The sequence below is a fragment of the Pseudomonas paraeruginosa PA7 genome, from assembly GCF_000017205.1.
In the GTDB taxonomy this organism is placed as follows: domain Bacteria; phylum Pseudomonadota; class Gammaproteobacteria; order Pseudomonadales; family Pseudomonadaceae; genus Pseudomonas; species Pseudomonas paraeruginosa.
In genome coordinates this window covers 4,546,701-4,569,320 of the sequence record NC_009656.1, presented here as the reverse complement: position 1 = coordinate 4,569,320, position 22,620 = coordinate 4,546,701, and the positions used below count along the sequence as shown (strand labels likewise).

Genomic DNA, 22,620 nt, shown 5'->3' with positions numbered 1-22,620 from the left:
CCCCGGCAGTCGTTCAGGCGCAAGTATCTCCTCGCACTGAAATCGATCTTTCGGCGTTTTTTAATCTCTCGCTCGATGAACCGGAGCCAGTCCTCAAGGCTTTGCCAGCCGCAGCCGAGAGCACTAAGAACGAAACCAAGACGGTCGCACCCACTTCTGAGGCGCCTCCTAGCGTGGTTCAAGCTGCTTCTGCCCCCGCACGGGTTAGTTCGCCGGCACCGGCAGTGAAAGCCCTGTCTCAGCTCGCCACCAGCCCAATCAAAACCAATACACCAGTAACTCAAACTTCTCCTGTTCATGCGGCCGAAATCACTCGGAGCGAAACTAGCAAGCGTGAAACTCCGATTGCTGTGACGCCTCTACCTATCGTTCGGGCTGCTTCAACGCCCGCACGGTTTGATCCGCCACCGCCGCCCGAGAAAGACCTCTCGCACTTCTTCACGATATCGATTGGGTCTAGCAAACCACCGTCGTACCCGATTCCTGATCGACCAGCAGAGTTTGAGGACATAGAGCCCCATTGGGTGCCGGCAGGCGAAACGGTCGAAGTTGCGGGCGAGAAGATTCCTGGAGGGATGTTCTACCTAGGAACAACCACGGGTCTGTCGTATGGCGAGACGGAGCCCTCGATGATCGACCCAAGCCTTCCCGTAGCGCGTCGAATCGTTGATATCGCCGAGCGTCTGACCTATTACTGGCCGAGATACGACAGTCTCTCTCCGGAGGCGAGGCGTGCATACTTGCAGTGGCTGTCCAGTGGCAGGAAGGCGCCACATGCGAACATCGGTTACGTCTTCATCTTCTTCTATGGACTGGAGCGGCGGGTCCTTATTGACGCGAAAAGCGATCCGGTAGCTGCAGGGGAAGTGCCAGCAATCATTGCTGAGGTTGTGCGGCTGCAATCCATTTATCACGACAACTATTCCTTCCAAGGCTATGCCAGAAGGTTCTTGGAATTTGTGACTACGAGAGGCTTCCAAGAGAAGCGTTACCTAGAGAAGCCTCCGGAAGTAGATCGGTCGTCCTACGATATGGCTATGGAGCTAAGAGTGGGTCTTGGCCAGCTAGCGTTGGACAAGCAGCCAGTGCCGGCAGAGTGGGCTCTCGCGTGGGTGCTCTCCGACGTCAACATTGGTCTGCGCACACCTGCTACTCGTTGCCAGGCGGAGTTCGCCAAGCTGTTCAAGATGAGGTACGAGGAGGCCCACGGTGCTGGGATCGTTCTGCCTCAGAACAAGACTCGAGTGAAGGTCGAGTACCAGCCAGCGTCCGGCTCGTTGAGGCCCTTGAAGGTTCCCGGTACCGAAAATCTTCCAGACGTGACTGCGGTGAGTGGGCCTCGAAATAAGCTGCAGAAGATCACTGATGAGTGCACGGCGGAACTGGATTCGTACAGTCGGTACCTGGGGCGTAACCCCGACTCTCCTGATGCGCTGGAGGGCGTGCTTCAGCTTCCGATTGCGCTGTGGCCGGAGACCACCCGTGCTGAGCTTGAGTCGCTAAAGGAGCGGATCGGCGAGGGCATGCTCGTCATGAGTTTTGGCGAGCTAGCGGGACGCCTGAAGAGCGCAGGCGCGCTTTCAAGGGACAAAGTCTTAGCGTTTGCGCGCGCCCTTGAATCATTGCAGATAGGCCTGCAACCCGACGTTCTCGCGGGGAGCCGAATTCCCAAGTCAGAGAACTCGATCGCACTGTTTGCTACGCAGCCTGAGGACGGTGATCTGCGATCGTCTCCTGCGTATGGTGCCGCATCGGTAACCCTCGATCTTGCCTGTGCTGTTGCCGCCGCTGATGGCGAGACATCGCCTCAAGAGATCATGCTGCTCTCGCGTCACATCGACTCCTGGAGTCACTTGAGCAGCGCCCATCGCAAGCGTCTGAAAGCGCACCTGCGCCTCCAATTGAATCAGCCGCCGACTCTGCAGAGCCTCAAGAAACGCCTGGATCCATTAGACACGTCGGCGAAACGAGCGATTGTTGCTTTTCTAGCGCACCTTGCTCAGGCCGATGGGGAAGTGAGTCCGGCGGAGGTGAAGCTGCTCGAGCGTGTCTATAAATCACTGCAGCTAGATGCCCAGTTGCTCTATAGCGACTTGCATATCGCAGCAAGCAGCCAGCCTGGTAGTACTCCGTCTGCTGCACTGTCGCCTCAAGCAGCTGCGCCGGCGCCGACAGCTGGCGGTGGTTTCGTTCTAGACCAGGATCGAATTGCTGCACTGCAGAAGGAGACCGAGCAAGTCTCCAAGCTCCTCGCTCAGGTGTTCGTCGATGAGCAAGTTGTCGAGCCCGAGGAACCTACGGTGGAGGAGGAGGCTTCGGGCGATACAAGTCTTTGGAGTCTCGACGCCGAGCACTCTGCGTTCCTTCGCTTGCTTGTATCGCGCAGCGAGTGGAGTCGAGACGAACTTGAAGCTGTGGCCGCAGACATGGAGCTGATGCTTGATGGTGCTCTAGAGCACGTCAACGACGCAGCATTCGACTTGTTTGACATGCCGCTCACGGAAGGTGAGGAGCCTGTCGAAATCAATTCAGAGATCAGGGAAAAGCTAACTGTATGAGCACCATCAGAGCTAAAGATCGTGACGCAGTCATTCAGTCTCTTCGTGCTGGCGTGGTTCCCCGCGTTGGCCAGCATCTCATCCAGGTAGGGCGTGTCGGTGAGCTTGAATCGCTGATCCGCGACGTCGAGCGATTATCGGATGGAGGATCTGCCTTCAGAGTCGTAATAGGAGAGTACGGTGCGGGTAAGACGTTCTTCCTGAATCTGGTTCGCGCCATTGCGATGGAACGGAAGCTCGTGACGATGCACGCGGATCTCAATCCCGATCGGCGTTTGCACGCCACTGGAGGCCAGGCGCGATCGCTCTACGCCGAGCTTGCCAAGAATATGTCCACGCGCACCAAGCCCGACGGTGGTGCACTGCAGGGCATCGTGGAGAAATTCATCGCTCAGGCTAAGGCAGAGGCAAAGAGCTCAGGAAAGAGCAGCGAAGAGGTCATTCGCTCGCATCTCGATGAGCTCACCGAAATGGTGAATGGATACGACTTTGCTGATGTGATCGCGATTTACTGCAAAGGCTTTGAGGAAGGGAACGAGCAACTGAAAGCCGATGCCATTCGTTGGCTGCGCGGTGAGTTCACCACGAAGACGGATGCCCGGGCCGCCCTCGGCGTTCGCACGATCATTGATGACGCATCCGTTTACGACCAGCTCAAGCTCCTTTCGCGCTTTGTGAGGCTCGCAGGTTTCAGCGGTTTGATGGTTTGCCTGGATGAGCTGGTAAACCTGTACAAGCTCTCAAATACGCAGGCACGAAACGCCAACTACGAGCAGATCTTGCGGATCCTGAATGACTCTCTCCAGGGCGCTGCAGAAGGTCTTGGGTTCGTGCTTGGCGGTACGCCAGAGTTCCTCATGGATACCCGGCGCGGGCTCTACAGTTACCCTGCGCTGCAGTCGCGCCTAGCCGAGAACTCTTTCGCGAAATCCGGCCTGATCGACCTGTCCGGGCCAGTCATCAGGCTGGCCAGCCTGTCGCCAGAGGATTTCTACGTCCTCCTGCAGAAGCTGCGGCATGTTTACGCCGGGGGGGAGCAGTCCCGCTACTTGCTGCCTGACGAAGCTCTGCCCGCGTTCATGGCTCACTGCAATCAGCGGCTCGGTGACGCTTACTTCCGTACGCCGCGGACGACGATCACAGCCTTCATCAACCTTCTTGCGGTACTGGAACAGAACCCAGGTGCGAATTGGAGAAGTTTCCTCGGTGTGATCGAGGTAGCTACTGACGATGGTGGTGCAGCTGACACGCAGGTAGATCCCGACGATGAGCTTGCCACCTTCAAACTCTGACTCTGCCGGCTTCGGCCTGCTAGACCCAGCGATTCAACGCTGGGTCTGGCGAGAGGGGTGGACGTCACTGCGAGATGCGCAGGAGCGAGCTATTCCTGCGCTTCTGAACGCCGATCGCGATGTGATCATTGCGGCTTCGACTGCTGCAGGTAAAACCGAAGCAGCGTTCCTTCCGATTCTCACGAACCTGCTGAAGCATGATGACCCTGCAGGCTCTGTTATCTACGTCAGTCCTTTGAAGGCGCTGATCAACGATCAATGGGGCCGGCTTGAGACCCTCTGCCAAGAGCTGGATATCCCTGTTATTGCCTGGCACGGCGACATCTCTGCGAGTCGTAAGCGGCGCTTCTTAAAGTCTCCAAGCGGCGTCCTCTTGATCACGCCCGAATCGCTCGAAGCGATGTTTGTGAATCGAGGGACAGGGCTCGCAGGCGTTTTCGCTAACCTGCGCTATCTAGTCGTTGATGAACTGCATGCATTTATTGGGAGCGAGCGTGGTAAGCAGCTTCAGTCGCTGCTCCATAGGGTCGAGCTGGTCGTAGAGCGAACCGTGCCCCGAGTGGGGCTCTCGGCAACGTTGGGCGACATGGCGTTGGCATCTTCTTTCCTGCGCCCTGGAAAAGAGCAGGGCGTTGAGATCATCGAATCAAAGACTTCTGAGCAGGTACTTAAGGTTCAGGTCAGAGGGTACGTTGAGGCGCTCTCGCAGCAAGAGACAGCAAATAGTGAAGAGGCACAGCGGGACGATGACTCGGGCGTAGAGCAGGCGATCGCTGCGCACCTGTACCAAGTACTGCGAGGGAGCAACAACCTCGTCTTCCCCAACAGCCGCGGAAAGGTTGAGTGGTACGCCGACCAGTTGCGTCGGTTGTGCGAAAGAGACGGGGTTCCGAACGAGTTTTGGCCCCACCATGGCAACCTCTCCAAGGATGTCCGAGAGGAGGCCGAGAAGGCCCTGAAGGCTGGCAATCGCCCGGCAACGGCGGTGTGCACCACGACCCTTGAACTGGGTATCGATATCGGGAGCATTCGCACTGTCGGGCAAATTGGATCGCCACCGAGCGTGGCAAGCCTGCGTCAGCGACTAGGCCGCTCAGGGCGTCGGCAGGGCGAGTCAGCCATCCTTCGTAGCTACTGCAAAGAGCGCTCATTGAGCGATGACTCGTCTCTGTCTGATCGGCTGCGCCAGGGGCTAGTGCAGAGCGTCGCGATGATACGTCTACTGATAGCTAACTGGTTTGAGCCTCCCAAAGTGCAGGGCTGCCATTACTCGACTCTCGTTCAGCAGATCCTGTCGATCATTGCTCAACGGGGAGGGGCAACAGCAGGTGAGCTCTGGCGCAGCCTCGTTGCTACAGGGCCATTCTCGACAGTCGCTCAGCCCGACTTTCTGATGCTGCTACGGGCCATGGGTGAGCACGATCTCGTCGTCCAAGAGTCCTCTGGCCTGCTTCTGCCTGGAGAGTCAGGGGAGCGGTTCATCAATCACTATGACTTCTACAGTGCCTTTATCAGCGATGAAGAGTTTCGGCTTGTCTGTGACGGTAAGGCGCTTGGGTCTTTGCCTGTCTCCCGTCCGCTGATTGTCGAGCAACGCATCATTTTTGCGGGACGCAGGTGGCAAGTCACTGATGTCGACGCAAACGCCAAAGTGGTCGTTGTGCGGCCATCACCAGGAGGCGCACCTCCCGTATTTGACGGTATCGGCGCCCGTGTTCACGACCATGTTCGCCAAGAGATGAGGCAACTCCTAAGCGAAGAAGCTCCCTGTCCGTTTGTGGATGCGGTGGGGCAGAACCTTTTGGGCGAGGCGCGTCGTTGCTTTAGCGAGCTCGGACTTGCGAGCCGTGGTCTGGTTGATGTTGGTGCCGTAACCGCGGTGTTTACTTGGCATGGCGATTGGACGAATGACGCCCTGGTAATACTGCTCGAATGGCACGGTTTGAGATGTGATAGAGCAGGGCTGGTGCTTGAGGTTAATGGCAGTGTGGAACGTGTCCAAGAAGCCCTGCGACTCATAGCAGAGTCACCTGTTCCGCCTCTCCCAGAGCTGCTATCTGACGTGCAAAACATGATGTGCGAGAAATGGGACTGGGTGCTTCCTCCAAACCTGCTCGCCGCTTCATACGCCTCAACCTATCTCGATGTTGAAAGCGCTCGAAAGGTCGCTGTACGACTGGGTCGAGAGAGGCAGTAGCGAATCTGTTTGTAGTGGTCAACCCATCCCGGACAGTGGGTTGAGTTTTTCTTCGGCCACCGCAGGCGGTAGCCCGTCGTTGAATTGATGCGGCCTGATCCAGTTGTAGCGGTGCATCAGGTAATGACTGATGTCCCGTTGGGCCTCCTGCGCCGTCAGGTAACCCGTTGACGGGACCCACTCCGACTTCAGGCTGCGGAACAGGCGCTCCATCGGCGAGTTATCCCAGCAATTCCCCCGACGGCTCATGCTCTGCTGCATCCGATAGCGCCAGAGCCGTTGCCGAAACAGGCGGCTGGCGTACTGGCTGCCCTGGTCTGAATGGAACAGCACCTGCTGTGGCTTGCCGCGCTGTTCGTAGGCCATGTCCAGGGCCTTGATCACCAGTTCGGCATCCGGCTTGGCCGAGAACGCCCAGCCGATCACCCGCCGGGTATGCAGATCCAGCACCGCGGCCAGGTAGTGCCAACGGCCTTGCGCCCAGACGTAGGTGATGTCGCCACACCACACCTGATTGGGATGCTCGGTCGCGAATTCGCGGTTCAGCCGATTCGGGATATCCGGCCGCTCAACCGTGACCTGTTTGTAGGCGTGCGAGCCCGGTTGCTTGCTAACCAGGCCCAGCTCACGCATCAACCGACGCACTCGGAAACGGCCGATGGTCACGCCCTCTTCGCGCAGCATGCCCAGAATGCTGCGGCTGCCGGCCGAGCCCCGACTCTGGCTGAACAACTGGTTGACTTGGCTGCGTAGCGCCACGCGGCGAGCATCGACACGCCGCCGTCGAAGACGGTGGACGTAGTAGCAAGACCGCGCCACTGCGGCCGCCAGCCAGGGGGAGAGTGATGAAGAGGCATGGGTCTGTACCGGTTCGAGGAGGTACGGATAGCAGACAGGATCGCTTCCGATGGGGCAGCAGGAAATCATCATTACGTAAGCGGTGTATTTTTGACCCGCGATCCAGGGCTGTTGTTTACAACAGCAGGGGGCCTCATGTCTTGGATGTACACCAGTAGGCGCTCCAAAAGCGGCGACGTTTCCTTGCCGGAATGCACCAGAACGAGGTCTAGTGCTGAGTGATCCACTGATGTAAGCCTACGAATGGTTATGCTCTTGGGTAACATGTTGCAGAAATGATAGGGCACTAGGCTGCAAAGCCCCGTTGCCGCCACCATGGAAAAGATACTCAACATTCCATCGGCCTCGAGCGGTTCAACGACCGCATTGCCGTTTTGGTGGAGAAATTCGTCGATGGTGGATCGGAGAGCAGGTGCCGCCGAGGCGCTAATCGCTACTAGGCGCTCCTTGCAGAGGTCTGACGGAGAAATTTTCCTTTTGTGCAATAAGCGATGCCCGCGCGGAAGAATGGCCATAAGGGTTTCCTTTCGAACGACCTGACTTGCCCATCCAGGAGGCACATCGCCGCGCCGAATGAATGCGGCATTGATGCTGCGCAGCTCTAGAGCTCTGATCAGCTCGAGAGGTAGCTTGCTTTGAACGTCAACCCCAATACAGCGTGTTTCAGAAGCCAGCGCCGCCGAGACTAATCCCATCAATTCATCTTCCGTGCCAGGAATCATGCCCAGCACTAGGCGGCATACCTGTTTTCCGCTGTCTTGCGTGCGTTTCAGGGCTGCATCGAACTGGGTGACAGCCAGCAGGGCCTCCTTTCGAAGAACCTCCCCCGCTTCAGTCAGGTGTACACCTTGCCACGTGCGCACAAAAAGCGTGCAACCGACATGTGCTTCAAGCGCTTGGATCTGGCGCGTCAACGAAGGTTGGGCAACCCGTAACCGCTGAGCTCCGGCGGTGAAGCTGCCGGCATCGGCAATCGCGAGAAAATAACGTAGATGGCGGATATCCATCCCATGATCATACCTGCAAGCTATAGGTAGGACTTAACAAAGTATTTGAACTGCTCTTCATCTATTTCCTAACTTAGCGCCAGTCGAATCGATAGATCGGGTAAGAGCCGCAGGCTCATAGGCATGAAGGCTTGATTTGGATGGCTCGGGAACGAGGGCCTATAGGCAAAGACAAGCATCAAGAGCATCCGATGATACTTGTGTCAATGTTGTGACGCTTCCACAGAGTGAGGAATTAGTAATGAGCAATTCAATCACGAAAGTTGCAGTGGTCGGTACTGGGGTCATAGGTGCGAGCTGGAGCGCTTTATTTTTAGCCAGGGGGCTCAAGGTAACGGCAACCGACCCAGCACCGGAGGCTGAGACTATTCTGCGTGAATACATAGCGAATGCTTGGCCGGCCTTGGAAGAGTTAGGGCTGGCGGTTCCGGCAGCTTCGCCAACAAATCTAACTTTTACTAAAGACCTCGCTGAAATTGCCGATGTTGATTTCGTACAAGAGAATGGCCCTGAACGACTGGCCTTTAAGCAGAGCTTGTATCATCAACTGGATGAGCTTCTGGCGCCTGAGGTGTTAATTGCTACCAGCTCGTCGGGGCTGATGATGACGGAAATCCAGAAGGGCTGCGCCCTTCATCCAGAGCGATGCTTAGTCGGCCACCCTTTCAATCCTCCGCATCTCATTCCTCTGGTTGAGTTAGTGGCTGGAGAGAGGACTTCACCGGATTCAATCAAACGAGCGGACGCTTTTTACACCGCTCTTGGCAAGCGAACGATCCGGTTGAATAAAGAGGTGCCGGGGCATGTAGCCAATCGGCTACAAGGTGTGCTGATTCGTGAGGTGATGTCGCTTGTCAATGAGGGCGTCGTGACAGTGGCCGATGCTGATACCGCGTGTTCGTGGGGGCCGGGTCTGCGCTGGGGGGTGATGGGGCCCGTGCTGCTCAACCATCTTGGTGGCGGATCGGGGGGCATTGAGCACTTTTATCAGCAGTTCGCCGGACCACTGGTCACATGGTGGACACCCCTGGGGGAGGTGCAGCTAAACCCCGAGATGCAGAAAAAAATAGTCGACGGCCTGTATGCGGAAGTAGATGGACGAAACATTGAGGAATTGGCCTGCGAGCGTGATCGTTTATTGATGATCCTTCTCAAAGCGCGCTTGGCAGCCGAGACCGTTGAAAAATCCCGGTAGCAGCAGGTCAATATGCAGTATTCGATGAATTCAGAACAGTACATATGGTCGATGGCCTAGCTTAGGTTAGGGGTCTAAATGGTACTGTCGAATTAATCGTTGAAACCTAACATCCTTCTTGACTTGATGAAGCCTCCCGAGGTTACTACTAATAGTCTAGTTAACTGGTAGCCTAAGTTGTTCTGTAATCGAATTTTGAATTATATATGTTCAAACGGTTATATGCTTTCGAGCAATCATTTGCTTTTTACTTAAACAGCCTAGGAGAAATACCATGTCCAGAGAGATGACGCGACGAAACTTTGTTGGTACCTACCTGAGCACAGGCACAGCCCTAATAGCTGCCTCGATGGCGCCATCTGTTTTTGCAAATACCTCCAAGCCCATTCCGATCGAGCAAGGCTCCATCACCACACCAAATGGTCTGCGAATAGCCTATGAACGGCAGCGCAATGGTGGACATCCAGTCTTGCTTATTCCCGGCACCATGTGTGATCGAGGGATCTGGCGGCCAGTACAGGAAGCTTTCCAGCGCTTCGACACCATTTTACTCGACAATAGAGACTCAGGACAGAGTAGTTTGAGCCCGAGCAACTACACCTTGCGCGACATGGCTGAGGACGCTCTGGCACTTCTCGACGAGTTGAGAATTGAGCGTGTTCATCTGGTGGGACACTCGATGGGGGGGCAGATAGCGCAGGAGCTTGCTTTGATGGCACCGGCTCGCGTCAGCCGAATGCTGTTGGCCAATACCTGGGCTCGCACTGACGACAACATGAATGCCATGTTCGATAGTTGGGAGGTCCTTCGTAATTATCAAAGCGATGAGGCTTTTGCCAAGTCTATGACAATTTATGGAAATGGTTCCAGCACTCTATCAAGGCGGACTGTTGATGAACTACTTGAAGCGTCTGCGAAGATACTTGCACCACAAGAGCCAGCGGCTTTTCTTCGTAATGTAGAAGCTGATAGAAAGGCTGACACTCTAAGTCGGCTCGGAGAGATTAAAGCTCGTACTTTAGTGCTCTGGAGCGAGGAGGATCGCTGTTTGCTGCCTCCTCATGCCAAGCAGTTGGAGAAAGGTATACCCGGTGCCAAGTCCGTGCGCATAAGGAACTGTGGGCATAATAGCATGGGGGAGAGAAGCAATGTTTTTATGAAGATTGCTGAAGATTTTCTTATCTGATTTTGTAAATTTAAATTTCTTATAAGGATCGGGCTTGCCATCGTCTGATGGCAAGCCTTTTAAGATAAATAGTTTAAAGGAATTCATTTCCTATGTTTTTTCTCAATGGTTAGGAAGGCCAGTTGCTGTCTTCCAGTTGAAGGGTCCTTTCAATGGTTAAATTAAGTTCGCAAACTGCTTCCAAGACTCCATCCCCGGAACCGTTGCTTTTGAAGTTATAAATTTCACATTGTGATTTTCTAAACTTCAGCCAGTTGCGTTGGGCTATTTTCCAGGCTGGAGGATTCACTCTGCTTGAAAGTGTTTCTTTGTAGGCCTTGTTTAACTTTTGGTCCCAAATTTTATGTTCCTCTTCTATGCAGGAGTATTGTTCTACTGTGTTTGTGCTGTCGTTTATGCATTTTCTGTAAGTTTCAGTGTATGGGTGGGTTATAGGTTCAGAGTTTGCTGGGTTGCTAGCTGTTAGTAGAAAGAATACTGCGGAGGAAGTGATTGAGGAAATGAGTCCTTTTGAAGTTCTAGTGATTTTCATGCTGGCTGCTCCTGTGGTTTGTGGTGATTGTCACTTGACTGATAAAATTTATTTGTAAAAAAACTTCTGGCAAGGCGTATGGTGCTTTATTAAAATTTTAACACTACAGTGTCAAGACTTACCGCCTGCTTTGGCTGGGTTTGGTGACGTCTGTCTAGGACACTAAGCGATGTGGGCGTAGGTACGTCAGACAGGGAAACTATCCAATTTAAAAAATACTGAACTATTGATTGTATGGAGTTATTCAAAAATAAGGTTGCTGAGGAGGTTTCAGTCTTTCAGGTTTCCACAATGCTTGGAGTCGGAGAATAGTTTTCCTTGTGGGAAGCGAAGACTTCGTCGAAAACGGCAGCCTCACATGCTGCCACTGCGATGTGTGCTTGAGCGCAGTCAAGAGCATCTTGGAATTGTTGCCGCACCAACGTCTCAATATTCCGGCCGCCACTCTGCATCCTGGGTTCGATAGGCAATCGAAAAAGAAGCAGCTTTCCTTGCCAGATTGGCTGAAATGAAGAATTTTTTGTCCGTTTTATCCAATGACGCAACTTCTTCTTGAGGATATGATAAGTATTCTCATTTGTATTCCGGATCGCATCGATGTGCTGGAGCCGACCATGAATATCGACACAACTGAGTATCCCTTCGTACGTATGGAAAACTCCCCCGCCCGCGCCAGACCTATCGAGGAGGTGCTGGAGTGCATCTCGGAACTGTTGGCCCGCGGCCGCCCTTTCGTATTCGTCAGCCAGGATGCCCCCGACGACGCCGAAGACCATATCGATACCCGACGCAAGATCGTCACCTGGATGAAGGCCCACCGGACCGAGATTCGGCGTCTGATCAAAGGCCACCTGCAGATCGTCCCGGAGCCGGACCAGCGCGCCGAGATGCAGGGGTTCTCGATGGTCTTTGCCAAGTTCTGGGGCTACCCCATGTTCGTTGTCGCCAGTGCCGAGGCCGCTCGCGCCAAGGCCGAGTCGCTGCTGGCCGGTGCCTGAATGAGCTCGTGAGGAATCGTCCGATGCCCATCGCCGGAAACGAATCGAACTATCCCGATCTCATCGACCGCCCGGTGGTGGTACTCGGACTGGAAATGCCAACCGCCAGTTGGGAGATACCGTTCCACAACCACCGTAAGGCGCAGCTCATATTCGCCGACAGCGGGCTGATCACTTTGGAGGCCGATGCCGGCATCTGGGTGGTGCCGCCGCAAGGAGCCGTCTGGATTCCCAGCGGCATGCCGCACCGCGCCAGCAGTTGCGGAAACGCCGAGGGCTTTGCGGTGTTCGTCGAAGCGGATGCTGCGGCAGAGCTACCCAGCAGTTGCTGCACGATCTCCGTTTCGCCGTTCCTGCGCGCGTTGCTGGCACGCACCGCGGCCCTTCCCGCGCACTATGGCTTGGACGGCCCACAGGCGCGCCTGATGCAGGTGTTGCTCGATGAACTGATCGCCGCGCCGCAGGAGAGCCTGCACCTGCCCATGCCTGTCGACCCACGCCTTCGCAAACTCGCCGACGCGATGCTGGCTGCCCCGGCAGAGCATGCCACGCTCGATCTCTGGGCCAGCCGCATCGGCATGAGCGAGCGCAACATGTCGAGGCTGTTCGTTGCCGAAACCGGCTTGAGCGTGAGCAGATGGCGCCGCCGGATGCACATCATCAGGGCCTTGCCGCTGCTCGCCCAGGGCCATCTCATCCAGGCCATCGCCGACGACCTGGGCTACGACAGCCCCGGAGCCTTCGTGACTATGTTCCGCAAGGCCGTCGGAGTGCCTCCGCGACGTTTCCTGGCGCAGCGCACGGCCCGGCTCGACGCCCCCCTACACATTCCTGCCGGGAGTCTCCATGAGCGCCCTTGAAGCCAACGACACGCCGGCCAACGAGCCTGCGCCGCTGGGCCAGATCCTGCGCCCGATCCGTAGCCGCCTGATCTGCGCCGCCACCCTGGCAGGCCTGGGTGCGGCGCTGACGCTGGTGCCGCTGGCCGGTATCGCCCATATCGCACAGATTGCGCTCGGCGCTGTCGCCACCCATGCCACCGAAGCCACGGTCCACGGCGAACTCTGGCGGACGGTGGCCCTCAGCATCGCCAGCCTGTTCGGCGGCCTGCTACTGATCCTGCTGGCCGAAGCCACGGCGCACGCGGCCGACAACCGCCTGACCCACCACCTGCGGCTAGCCGCGGCGCGTCGGCTGGCGAAGGTGCCGCTGGGCTGGTTCGGCTCGCGCTCGTCGGGCGAGATCAAGCACGCCATGCAGGACGACATCGGCACCCTGCACGACCTGACCGCACATTTCTACACCACCCTGGGGCGCACGCTCGGTGTCATCCTGACCTCGCTGGTCTATCTGTTCGCGCTGGATTGGCGCCTGGCACTGGTAGCGCTCCTGCCCTACGTAGGCGGGTTGCTGCTGATCGGTTCGGCTATGAACTTCAGCGAACGTCAGATGCAGGCCTTCGGCGCAGGACAAGCGCGCGTGGACAATGCGGTAGTCGAGTTCGTCAACGGCATTCCGGTCATCAAGACCTTCGGCGCCGGCGGCAGGGCTCACGGCAACTATCGGACCGCGGTGGACGATTTCCTAGAAGTATTTCTCCAGTTGCTACAGCCGACGCTCGGCTCCATGAGCATCGCCAACGCACTGATGGCGCCGGTCGCGGTGTTGGGCGTGGTGCTTGCGGCAGGCACACTGTTCGTGCATCTCGACTGGATGACCCCGGCGGCAGTTCTGCCCTTTGTCCTGGTGGCTCCCGGGGTGTCTGCTCCGCTGATGCTGCTGATCTTCATTGCGCACGGACTGGACCCCGCGAAGGGAGCGGCTCGGCGTGTGCAGGACCTGTTGCGTACCGCAGTGCTGGAACAACCTGCGGCAGCATTGCGGCAGACGCCCACCGGCAGCGAGATTCGCATTGAGCAGGTAGGCTACACCTACGACGCGCAGCACAAAGTGCTCGCGAACCTGAATCTCACACTTGAACCCGGCACAGTTACCGCATTGGTCGGTCCTTCCGGCGCTGGCAAGTCCACCCTGGCGCGACTGCTGCTGCGTTTCTTCGATCCGAGCGAAGGGCGCATAACGTTAGGTGGTGCAGACCTGCGGAACCTCGAAAGTACCGAGTTGTACCGGCACATTGGTTTCGTCCTGCAGGACGTGCGGCTGATCCATGCCAGCGTGCATGACAACATCGCGCTGGGCCGTCCCTCGGCGGCCCGGTCGGAAATCGAGAACGCCGCGCGCGCAGCCAATATCCACGAACGCATCCTGAGCCTGCCACGCGGCTACGACTCGGTAATCGGCGAGGACGCGCATCTCTCCGGCGGCGAACAACAACGCGTGAGCATCGCTCGCGCGATTCTGCTGGACCCGCCGGTGTTGGTACTGGATGAAGCCACCGCCGCCGCCGACGCCGAAAACGAAGTGGCCATCCAGGAAGCGCTTTCGCGCTTCGCCCACGGGCGCACGCTCCTAGTCATCGCACATCGGCTCGATACCGTAATGCACGCAGACCGCATTGTCGTGATCGACAATGGCACCGTCATAGAGCAAGGGCGCCACGAGGAGTTGCTGGCGCGCAACGGGCACTACGCTCGCCTGTGGGAACTGGGCGGCTATGGCGATGCGCAGGCCGCGCAAAGAATCGGAGGCCAGGTGACGCAATGATGTTCAAGACCTTTTCCCGTCTGCTGGGCGACGATGCACGCATCTTCCACCGCTATGCCTGGATGGCCGTCGTTCTGGGCCTGCTCAATGGCCTGATCATCACCGCCCTGGTGCCGATCCTGAGTCACCTGCTGGCCGGCGACGTCCACAGCGCCGGTCTCTGGCTCCTCGCCTTGGGTATAGGGCTCGTGGCCTGCTGGGCCTGGCGCCGCCAGGTCGAGGAGGCCAGCGTGGCGGTGCGTGTCGCCGTACTCCGCGACTGCCGCCAACGCATCGGCGATCACATCGCCGGCCTGTCGGTCGGCTGGTTCACGCCACAGAACACCGCACGCCTCAATCATGTCATGACTCACGGCATGTTCGAGCTGTCCGAGTTGCCCGGCCACCTGTTCACTCCGATCCTCAGTGGCGTGGTGACACCGCTGGTCTTCGTCGTCGCACTGACAACGCTGCATTGGCCACTGGGCCTGATCGCACTGCTAGCGTTGCCAATCCTGGCCGGGATATTCGTGTTCAGCGCACGCCTGGGCCAACAGGCCGACGAGGCGTTCCACAGCAGTGCCGCCCGTACCAGCCAGCGCATCGTCGAGTTCGCCCAGGCACAGTCGGTGCTCCGCGCCTTCAGCGCTCGCAGCGGCAGCATGGATTTCCTGAAACGTGCCATCGATCGGCAGCACGCGTCCGGCTCGCGATTGCTCTATGTTTCGATTGCCTCGGTCGTGCTCAATGCCTGGGCAGTACAACTGGCGTTCGCCGCCCTGCTGATCGCCGCCGCGCTCTGGCTGGGCAGCCAACTGGGGGGGGAGTCACAGGCCGACACGGCCATCGCCGTGGTCGCCTCGCTGCTGCTGGTGAACCGCTTCATCGACCCGTTGCTTGACATCGCCGGCTATGGAGAGGTGCTGCGCAGTGCGCGCGGCCAACTCGACGCGGTAGCTGAAGTGCTGAACGAGAAACCGCTGGCCGAACCGCTCGAGCCGAAGCTGCCGATCGATGGCTCGGTGGATCTGCGTGACGTGAGATTCCGCTATGCGCCCAGCGCGCCCGAGGTGCTGCGCGGAGTGAACCTGCATATCGCCGAGGGCAGCATGCTGGCGCTGGTGGGCGCCTCCGGCTCGGGCAAGAGCACGCTGGCGGCCCTGGTCGCACGCTTCTTCGATGTGACGGCCGGCAGCGTGCTCGTCGGGGGCGTCGACGTGCGGCAAATGGGCAGCGAGCAGTTGGCTGGGCAGATCAGCCAGATCTTCCAGAATACTTACCTGTTCCAGGGCAGCATCGCCGACAACATTCGCATCGGCAAACCCGATGCCAGCGATGACGAAATATTGCAGGCGGCCCGACTGGCCGGCGTGACGGAGATCATCGAGCGCCTGCCGCAGGGCCTGGACACGCCGGTAGGCGAGGGCGGCATGCGTCTGTCGGGCGGCGAGCGCCAGCGTATCTCGATTGCCCGCGCCCTGCTCAAAGACGCCCCCATCCTGCTGGTGGACGAAGCCACCGCCGCGCTGGACGCGGAAAACCAGGCGGCCATTGCCGAAGCGCTCGCGCGCCTGCGCGGCCGCCGGACCCTGATCGTCATTGCCCACCAACTATCGACGGTTGCAATGGCGGATCGGATCGCCGTGCTGGAGGACGGTCGGGTGGTCGAGTCCGGCACTCACGCGCAATTGCAAGCGCAGCAAGGGCGCTATGCGCACTTCCTGGCGCAACGGCAGATGGCCAAGGGCTGGCGCATCGCCTGAAGCAACACCCCATTTCTATGATGCTCGCGCCGCCGCGCCTATCGGCACGGCGGCTTCGGGCAGGTTTTGCCCCATTTCCAGGAATCGATCCAATGACCCACCCTTACCGCCGCAGGCCCCTTATCTTCCCCCACAAGCCCCTGCTCCATGCCGCCTGTCTGTGCACCTTGGTCGCACACGTCCTGGTTCCGGCCAATGCACAAACCCGGCAAGCGCTGCCCCACTCCGACATGCTCGAGCAGACCACAGACGAAGAGGCGGCCCTGGCACTGCCTGCCGACACCGTCACCGGCAGCTCGGAAGACCTTTCGACCGAGGGCTCGGGCTCCTACACGGCAGCAAAGAGTCGCTCGGGAACCGGCCTCGCCTTGACGCCACGGGAAACGCCTCAGTCTCTCACCGTAATCACCCGCCAACGCATGGACGACCAGCAGTTGGACTCTCTCCGTGACGTGCTGGAGAACAGCACCGGGGTCTCGTCGACTATGTTGGACAGCGAGAGGGTCAACTACTTTGCCCGCGGTTTTAGCATCGACAGCTTCATGTACGACGGAATTCCTACGACTGCCAACGCTATGGCACCAGGGGAAGGCATGCTGGACACGGCGTTCTACGACCGCGTCGAAGTGGTGCGTGGCGCGACCGGCCTGCTGCAAGGCATCGGCGAACCCTCCGCGTCGGTCAACCTGGTCCGCAAGCGTCCGCTGAAGACGTTTTCCGCCTCGGCGAACATGGGACTGGGACGCTGGGACAACCAGCGCGGCACGTTCGACCTTTCCTCGCCGCTCAGTACGGATGAAAGGGTACGCGGGCGTATCGTCGGTACCTACCTGGACCGCGACTCCTTCCAGGACCACTACCGGCAAAAGCGCCAGGCTTTCTACGGCGTGCTCGACGTTGACCTCACCCCGGTCACCACCCTGACTCTGGGTCATGAGTACCAGAACAACGACCCCAAGGGCGTCACCTGGGGCGGCATGCCGCTGTTCTTCTCAGATGGCACGCGCACCGACTGGTCGCGTTCGAAGAATCCGGCCGCACGCTGGAACCGCTGGGAAAGCAGGCTGAACACCACGTTTGCCAGGGTCGAGCAATCCTTCGACAATGGCTGGACCTTGCGCGTCAACGCCGACCACAAGGAAAGCGACGTCAATAGTGACCTGCTGTCGATGAACGGTTACCCGGACCGCGCAACCGGCCTGGGCTGGATGCCTGCGGCCCTGAACGGCGGCGTCGAAACACGCCAGGACAGCCTCGACCTGCTGGTCAGCGGCCCGTTCCAACTGCTGGGCCGCGAGCACGAACTGGTCCTCGGCGGCAGCGGCTCACGCTCCAGGTCCCATAGCGATTATGGCCTCAACTTCGTGTCCAGCTCCGATGTCAGCAGTATCTATACCTGGAACGGCCGCTTCCCGCGCCAAGCGTTCCAGCCGGGCCCGACGATCAATACCACTATCAAGCAGAGCGGGATCTTCGGCGCGCTGCGCCTTTCCCTGGCAGACCCGTTCAAGCTCATCATCGGCGCGCGCAGCAGCAACTACGAGATCGATGAGAGTAATGACAACCATTACAAGAAAACTGGGCAGGTCTCCCCGTATGTCGGCGTGATCTATGATCTGGACGATACCTACTCGGTCTATGCGAGCTATACAGAAATCTTCAAGCCACAGTCGGCCTACCGCGACAGCAGTAACAGGGTACTGGGACCCGCAGAGGGAAAGAACAAGGAAATCGGGATCAAGGGGGAATACTTCGGCGGTCTGCTCAACGCTTCGCTCGCGGTGTTCGAGACCCGCCTGGATGGCGTCGCGCAACTCGACGCCGGGCAGGTCCTGCCGGACGGCACCCAGGCCTACCGTGCGGCAAACGGTACGGTATCGCGCGGTTTCGACGTCGAAGTGCAGGGCGAACCCCTCCCCGATTGGAACCTCTACGCCGGGCTCTCGCACTTCACCGCCGAGGATGGCGACGGCTATCGCCTGAACTCTCAGATTCCCCGCAGCACCGCGCGCCTGTTCACGACCTACCGCCTGCAGGGCGATTGGAACCGGCTGACGGTCGGCGGCGGGGTCAACTGGCAGAGCCGCTTCTACCAAGAGGCCACCAATCCCCAGCGGCAGAGCGTTAAGGTCGGGCAATCGTCCTATGCCTTGACGTCGCTCATGGCCCGTTATGAACTCTCCGATACCACCAGCCTATCGGCCAATATAAGCAACCTGTTCGACAGGAAGTACTACACAACTGTGGGATTCCAGAACGGCTACCTCTATGGTGAACCACGCAATTTCATGGTCAGTCTGCACTTTAGAATCAAATGATTAATATGGTTGATGGTAATGTGTCTATTGACGTTGGGGATGATCACCTTGGTTGGGATTAACCCAGAAGTTCTTTCGGTTCAGGCAATAAGCATCGTGTAGGTTGAACTCCCAGTAGGCACTCTACGGTTTTGGCGCAGCGGCGAGGGAGCGCCCGGCACAGGGAGGTGCCATCCGGGCTCATTCGGGATTAGGCGGGCAGTGGTGGCAGGGATGAGCGCGGCTCGGTCGGCCAACGAAGTCATCCGGTTGATGCTGACATTGATAGCGCTCGGCGTGTTCGTTCTTCATGGGTGTGCTGGAAGGCTGCGCAGCTTTGTCCTGGTGCGGGTCAGCGAGCGTTTCGACAGCCAGTTGCACGGTCGGGCTACGCCGCCGCCGTCCGAAAAGGGGACAGCTTTATTTGCTAGTGCACTGTCCGCAATTTACCGGCAACTGTCTTTCATCTACGTCCGTTTCTGGGAACTGCAGAATGAACCCTGCATCGCTTGAAGATTGGCTGTCCTAGGCGCGAGCAAAGCAGACTGTCGAGATTGCGAACTGCTGTCGGAGGACGCGAATAGGTGTCGGGTATGCGACTGGCTGTCGGAGTCGTGCGATTGGCTGACGATTTTGAAAAGCCGTGGTGGTGTTTTGAGCGCGAATCGGTGTCGATTAGGCATGCGAATTTAGTGTCGGAACCGATTCGAATACTCACTGCATGGCTATTCGGGGTGCATTGAACCGCGAAGACCCAATGAAGACTGGCAGCAAGCGGCCAGGAGCAGACTTCATTGCCAGATACTCGCTGTGCTTTTCGTAGGGTGCTGTGTGTTCCAGGCCAACGCCGATTGCTTCGGTGCGTGCAGCATTGCTGGGAACTAACGCTAGCTATCGAGTGCGGTCATCACGGGAAGTCTGTCCGAGAGAAAATCCAACAACGCCCTGACCGCCGGCACCATTCCGCGCCGGGTAGGAAACACCGCATGCACCACCAGTTCGCGCGCCGCCCATTCTGGCAAGACTTGACGCAGATCCCCGCATTCCAGAGCAGATCGGCAGCCCAGCGCCGAAAGTAGCGCAACCCCCTGGCCGTCCCGAGTCGCTTGCATTGCCAGGGACCAGACACTGGCCATCAGGCGGGGGCGGAGTTCAATGGTGCGCACTTCGGATTCAGGACCGATCAGCTCCCACTGCTGTAGCGGAGCCTCTTCAAGCAAACTGATCGTATCGGCGTGCTTTAAGTCGTCCGGTGACTGGATTGCCGGATGTCTTTCCAGATACGCCGGACTGGCCACCAGGATACGTCGGCTGGTGCCATATCGGCGTGTCACCAGTTCGGGGGCCATGCTCGATTCGGGGCGAAGTCGTAAAGCAACGTCAATGCCTTCGGCTACCAGGTCCATGACTCTATCGGAGGCCTGAAGTTGAATCTGCACACGCGGATACTGAGCCATGAATTGCGATAGCCATGGCGTCAGATATATTTCCGCCGCGCCAGCGGGGCAACTGATACGGATCAGACCTGTGGGACCGGACGAAGAGAAGTCGATCGCATCCTGTGCCGCGTGCGCTTCTGCGACCAGGCTGCGGCAATGTTCCAGAAAGCGGGCGCCCACCTCGGTCAACTGAATCTTGCGCGTGGTGCGCTGGAACAACAAAACGCCCAAACGTTGTTCGAGTTGCAATACTCGCAGGCTGAGTTTGGACTTGGCAACGCCCAGCACTCGACCTGCGGCTGAAAATCCACCGTGCTCGGCCACTGCGGCGAAGTAATAGAGATCATTCAGATCCTGCAATACCGCTTTTTTTTTCACCAGGATTGTCGTCCATGGAAGAACAGTTCGTCACTATATTGCCTCTTATCGGAAGATTGTCCAGGAAATAACATCCCTAACCACCTGCATCGCGATGTCGACTCCAGCGGTGCAGGCGCTTTCCCACCTGGTTAGAGATGTGACGATGAAATCTATAGTCCTGTCTGCTTTTGGAACCATGCCGATCGTGGACGAGCGCCCGCTTCCGGTCGCCGGGCCGCAGGAAATTCTGATTCGAATGACCCACGCCAGTCTGAATCCGATTGACCGGCGGATCGCAGAAGGTTTTTTCAAGGACCGGTTTGAACACCGCTTTCCGCTGACGCTCGGTATCGACGGTGCTGGCGTCGTCGAGTCGATTGGCGAACAGGTGAGCGACTTCGAGGTCGGCGATTCCGTGTTCGGACGGTTTCTGCACAGCTATGTCGGTAACGGCAGCTTCTCTGAATATGTAGCCATATCGGCTGACGCAACGCTGCTGCACACGCCGCTCGGCGTGCCGCCAGCTTTGGCGGCAGCCCTGCCCACCGCGGCGACGACTGCCCTTCAGGCCGTCGAGTCCCTCGGACTGCCGCCTGGCAGCGTTGTTTTGATAATGGGGGCCACTGGTGGAGTGGGTACGTTCGCTGTGCAACTGGCACGTGCCAAAGGCTACCAGGTGCTGGCGAGCGCATCGACCGAAGCGGCTCCATGGCTGGCGCAATTGGGCGTCGAGCATGTTTTCGACAGAACGCAGAATGTTCCTGAGCGGTTGAGCACAGGTTGGCCTGCTGGCATCAACGGCTTGATCGACCTCGTCAATCCTGCGCCGGCCTTTGCTGAGTTGGTTTCCTGCATTGCTCCCGGCGGGACGGCGCTCAGTAGCATTTGGTCCGCCACTGCCGATGTCGCGGCAGCGCGCGGAGTACGCGCCGTCAATCTGGAAATGCTGCCCAATCGCGAGGATCTTCGGACCCTTGCGCGACAGGTGCTCAGCGGTTCCCTTCGCGTCGTGATCGATAAGCACATCTCGCTCGAAGCCGTGCCCGCAGTCATGAGCCAACGGCAGGCCGGCGGCGCACGGGGCAAGACGGTGATCGACATCGCCTAGGGCTGGGCCCGGAAGAGGAACATGCGTGCATGTTCCATACCGCACTTTTAATAAAGGAACTTGTATGAAAGTTACTTCGGCGGTCGCTGTAAGAAGCGACGACGTACTACAAATTCTTCCTCTGGAATTGGACCCTCCGGGGTTCAACGAAGTGATGGTGCGCATCGTTGCCACCGGTATCTGCCATACGGACATTGCGGTGCGAGACAAACTCGTCGATGTGCCGATGCCGGTCGTCCTGGGCCATGAGGGAGCTGGTGTGGTCGAGTGTGTCGGTCCCGGTGTCGAACACCTGCAACCGGGTGATCATGTGGTGCTGTCTCTGGCCTCATGCGGAACCTGCAGGAAATGCGCAAGCGGCCTGCCAACCTATTGCGAATCGCATACGGCACTCAATTGGGCGGCCTGTCGCAGCAATGCCACGACCTGTCTGCATGAGCTGGACAGCGGCAAAGATGTCCATAGCCACTTCTTTGGGCAATCGTCTTTTTCCAATTACGCGACAGTCAACGTCAGCAGTGCGGTCAAGGTCGATCCCAAGGCGCCGCTGGAATATCTGGGGCCATTCGCATGCGGCATCATGACCGGTGCGGGTGCGGTACTGAATACCCTGAGCCCACGCCCGGGCTCTACGCTTGTGGTGTTCGGCCTTGGTGCGGTAGGGCTGGCTGCTGTAATGGCGGCACGCGTCGCCGGATGTGGGCATATTGTCGCCGTCGATATCAAGGACAATCGTCTAGCGCTGGCGAAACAAGTGGGTGCCACCCACTGCCTCAATCCGAAAACGGATGATCTGACGGCCCTGTTGGGGGAGTTGACCCAAGGCCGCGGTGCCGATTATGCGGTGGAAGCCGCAGGCAACACCGGCGTCATGCAGTCGGCGATCGCCTGCCTGGCCGAGAACGGCCAGTGCGCCTTGACGGGTGTGGTCAAGGAGCACACGACCATTCCGCTTGATGTAATGCATGTCATGCGTGGTCGCCATATCAAGGGAACGATCATGGGCGACGCCGCACCGAGGGAATTCATCCCGCAATTGATCGAACTCTTTCTACAGGGCCGTTTTCCAGTCGATGCTCTGGTCCGTTTCTATTCGATCGACGAGATAAACCAGGCCATCGAAGACTCTCTTTCAGGTGCGACGATCAAAGCTGTCATTCAAATGCGACATCCATAGATGAAGGGGA

Annotated in this window: 15 protein-coding genes and 2 pseudogenes; 13 read left to right on the top strand and 4 right to left on the bottom strand. The window is 58.2% G+C overall.

The annotated features are described in order from the left end of the window. Positions 1–365: 365 nt before the first annotated feature. Genes PSPA7_RS21035 through PSPA7_RS21025 form a run of 3 tightly spaced genes read left to right on the top strand, consistent with a single transcriptional unit; the run spans position 366 to position 6,047 of the window. The gene (locus PSPA7_RS21035; RefSeq protein WP_265184116.1) at positions 366–2,558 is read left to right on the top strand and encodes a tellurite resistance TerB family protein; all 2,193 of its coding nucleotides are present in this window, start codon (positions 366–368) and stop codon (positions 2,556–2,558) included. Continuing rightward, positions 2,555–3,850, top strand: a complete 1,296-nt coding sequence (locus PSPA7_RS21030) for an ATP-binding protein (protein WP_012076829.1) — start codon at positions 2,555–2,557, stop codon at positions 3,848–3,850. The genes PSPA7_RS21035 and PSPA7_RS21030 overlap by 4 nt, the downstream gene beginning before the upstream one ends. Beyond that, the gene (locus PSPA7_RS21025; protein WP_012076828.1) at positions 3,825–6,047 is read left to right on the top strand and encodes a DEAD/DEAH box helicase; all 2,223 of its coding nucleotides are present in this window, start codon (positions 3,825–3,827) and stop codon (positions 6,045–6,047) included. The genes PSPA7_RS21030 and PSPA7_RS21025 overlap by 26 nt, the downstream gene beginning before the upstream one ends. Before the next feature lie 18 nt (positions 6,048–6,065). Here the strand turns inward: PSPA7_RS21025 and PSPA7_RS21020 are convergent. Both PSPA7_RS21020 and PSPA7_RS21015 read right to left on the bottom strand, forming a co-directional pair. Next, positions 6,066–6,866, bottom strand: a pseudogene (locus tag PSPA7_RS21020) (IS3-like element IS222 family transposase); the annotation flags it as partial. Positions 6,867–6,976: 110 nt separating this feature from the next. Further along, a complete protein-coding gene (locus PSPA7_RS21015) occupies positions 6,977–7,912 on the bottom strand; it encodes a LysR family transcriptional regulator (protein ID WP_012076826.1) in 936 nt (311 codons plus the stop codon). Between the two features lie 241 nt (positions 7,913–8,153). Here PSPA7_RS21015 and PSPA7_RS21010 point away from each other — a divergent pair, with 241 nt between their 5' ends. Then, positions 8,154–9,107 carry a 3-hydroxyacyl-CoA dehydrogenase NAD-binding domain-containing protein gene (locus tag PSPA7_RS21010; protein WP_041025390.1) on the top strand — a complete coding sequence of 318 codons (954 nt, stop codon included), beginning with the start codon at positions 8,154–8,156 and terminating at the stop codon, positions 9,105–9,107. A gap of 274 nt (positions 9,108–9,381) precedes the next feature. Next, entirely contained in the window at positions 9,382–10,293 is a 912-nt protein-coding gene (locus PSPA7_RS31380) for an alpha/beta fold hydrolase (protein WP_171941857.1), read from the top strand. Between the two features lie 109 nt (positions 10,294–10,402). Here PSPA7_RS31380 and PSPA7_RS31375 read toward each other — a convergent pair whose 3' ends face one another. Next, positions 10,403–10,825 carry a lysozyme inhibitor LprI family protein gene (locus PSPA7_RS31375; RefSeq protein ID WP_003150950.1) on the bottom strand — a complete coding sequence of 141 codons (423 nt, stop codon included), beginning with the start codon at positions 10,823–10,825 and terminating at the stop codon, positions 10,403–10,405. 614 nt (positions 10,826–11,439) lie between these two features. Here PSPA7_RS31375 and PSPA7_RS21005 point away from each other — a divergent pair. The 6 genes and pseudogenes from PSPA7_RS21005 to PSPA7_RS33065 all read left to right on the top strand — a co-directional run. Beyond that, entirely contained in the window at positions 11,440–11,823 is a 384-nt protein-coding gene (locus PSPA7_RS21005; protein ID WP_034081827.1) for a hypothetical protein, read from the top strand. Between the two features lie 95 nt (positions 11,824–11,918). Further along, complete coding sequence (locus PSPA7_RS21000) at positions 11,919–12,683, top strand: AraC family transcriptional regulator (RefSeq protein ID WP_374954555.1); 765 nt, start codon at positions 11,919–11,921, stop codon at positions 12,681–12,683. Beyond that, the gene (locus PSPA7_RS20995; protein WP_012076819.1) at positions 12,670–14,487 is read left to right on the top strand and encodes an ABC transporter ATP-binding protein; all 1,818 of its coding nucleotides are present in this window, start codon (positions 12,670–12,672) and stop codon (positions 14,485–14,487) included. The genes PSPA7_RS21000 and PSPA7_RS20995 overlap by 14 nt, the downstream gene beginning before the upstream one ends. Next, positions 14,487–16,229, top strand: a complete 1,743-nt coding sequence (locus tag PSPA7_RS20990; RefSeq protein WP_041025508.1) for an ABC transporter ATP-binding protein — start codon at positions 14,487–14,489, stop codon at positions 16,227–16,229. The genes PSPA7_RS20995 and PSPA7_RS20990 overlap by 1 nt, the downstream gene beginning before the upstream one ends. A gap of 92 nt (positions 16,230–16,321) precedes the next feature. Continuing rightward, complete coding sequence (locus PSPA7_RS20985; protein ID WP_228380083.1) at positions 16,322–18,547, top strand: TonB-dependent siderophore receptor; 2,226 nt, start codon at positions 16,322–16,324, stop codon at positions 18,545–18,547. Positions 18,548–18,775: 228 nt separating this feature from the next. Next, a pseudogene (locus tag PSPA7_RS33065) lies at positions 18,776–18,913 on the top strand (hypothetical protein); the annotation flags it as partial. A 500-nt stretch (positions 18,914–19,413) separates the two neighbouring features. Here PSPA7_RS33065 and PSPA7_RS20980 read toward each other — a convergent pair. Beyond that, positions 19,414–20,343 carry a LysR family transcriptional regulator gene (locus tag PSPA7_RS20980; protein WP_003150941.1) on the bottom strand — a complete coding sequence of 310 codons (930 nt, stop codon included), beginning with the start codon at positions 20,341–20,343 and terminating at the stop codon, positions 19,414–19,416. Positions 20,344–20,488: 145 nt separating this feature from the next. Here PSPA7_RS20980 and PSPA7_RS20975 point away from each other — a divergent pair, with 145 nt between their 5' ends. Together PSPA7_RS20975 and PSPA7_RS20970 are read left to right on the top strand one after the other, a co-directional pair. Continuing rightward, positions 20,489–21,433 carry an NADP-dependent oxidoreductase gene (locus PSPA7_RS20975; RefSeq protein WP_034000411.1) on the top strand — a complete coding sequence of 315 codons (945 nt, stop codon included), beginning with the start codon at positions 20,489–20,491 and terminating at the stop codon, positions 21,431–21,433. Between the two features lie 64 nt (positions 21,434–21,497). Next, positions 21,498–22,610, top strand: a complete 1,113-nt coding sequence (locus PSPA7_RS20970; protein ID WP_012076814.1) for an NAD(P)-dependent alcohol dehydrogenase — start codon at positions 21,498–21,500, stop codon at positions 22,608–22,610. Positions 22,611–22,620: the final 10 nt, after the last annotated feature.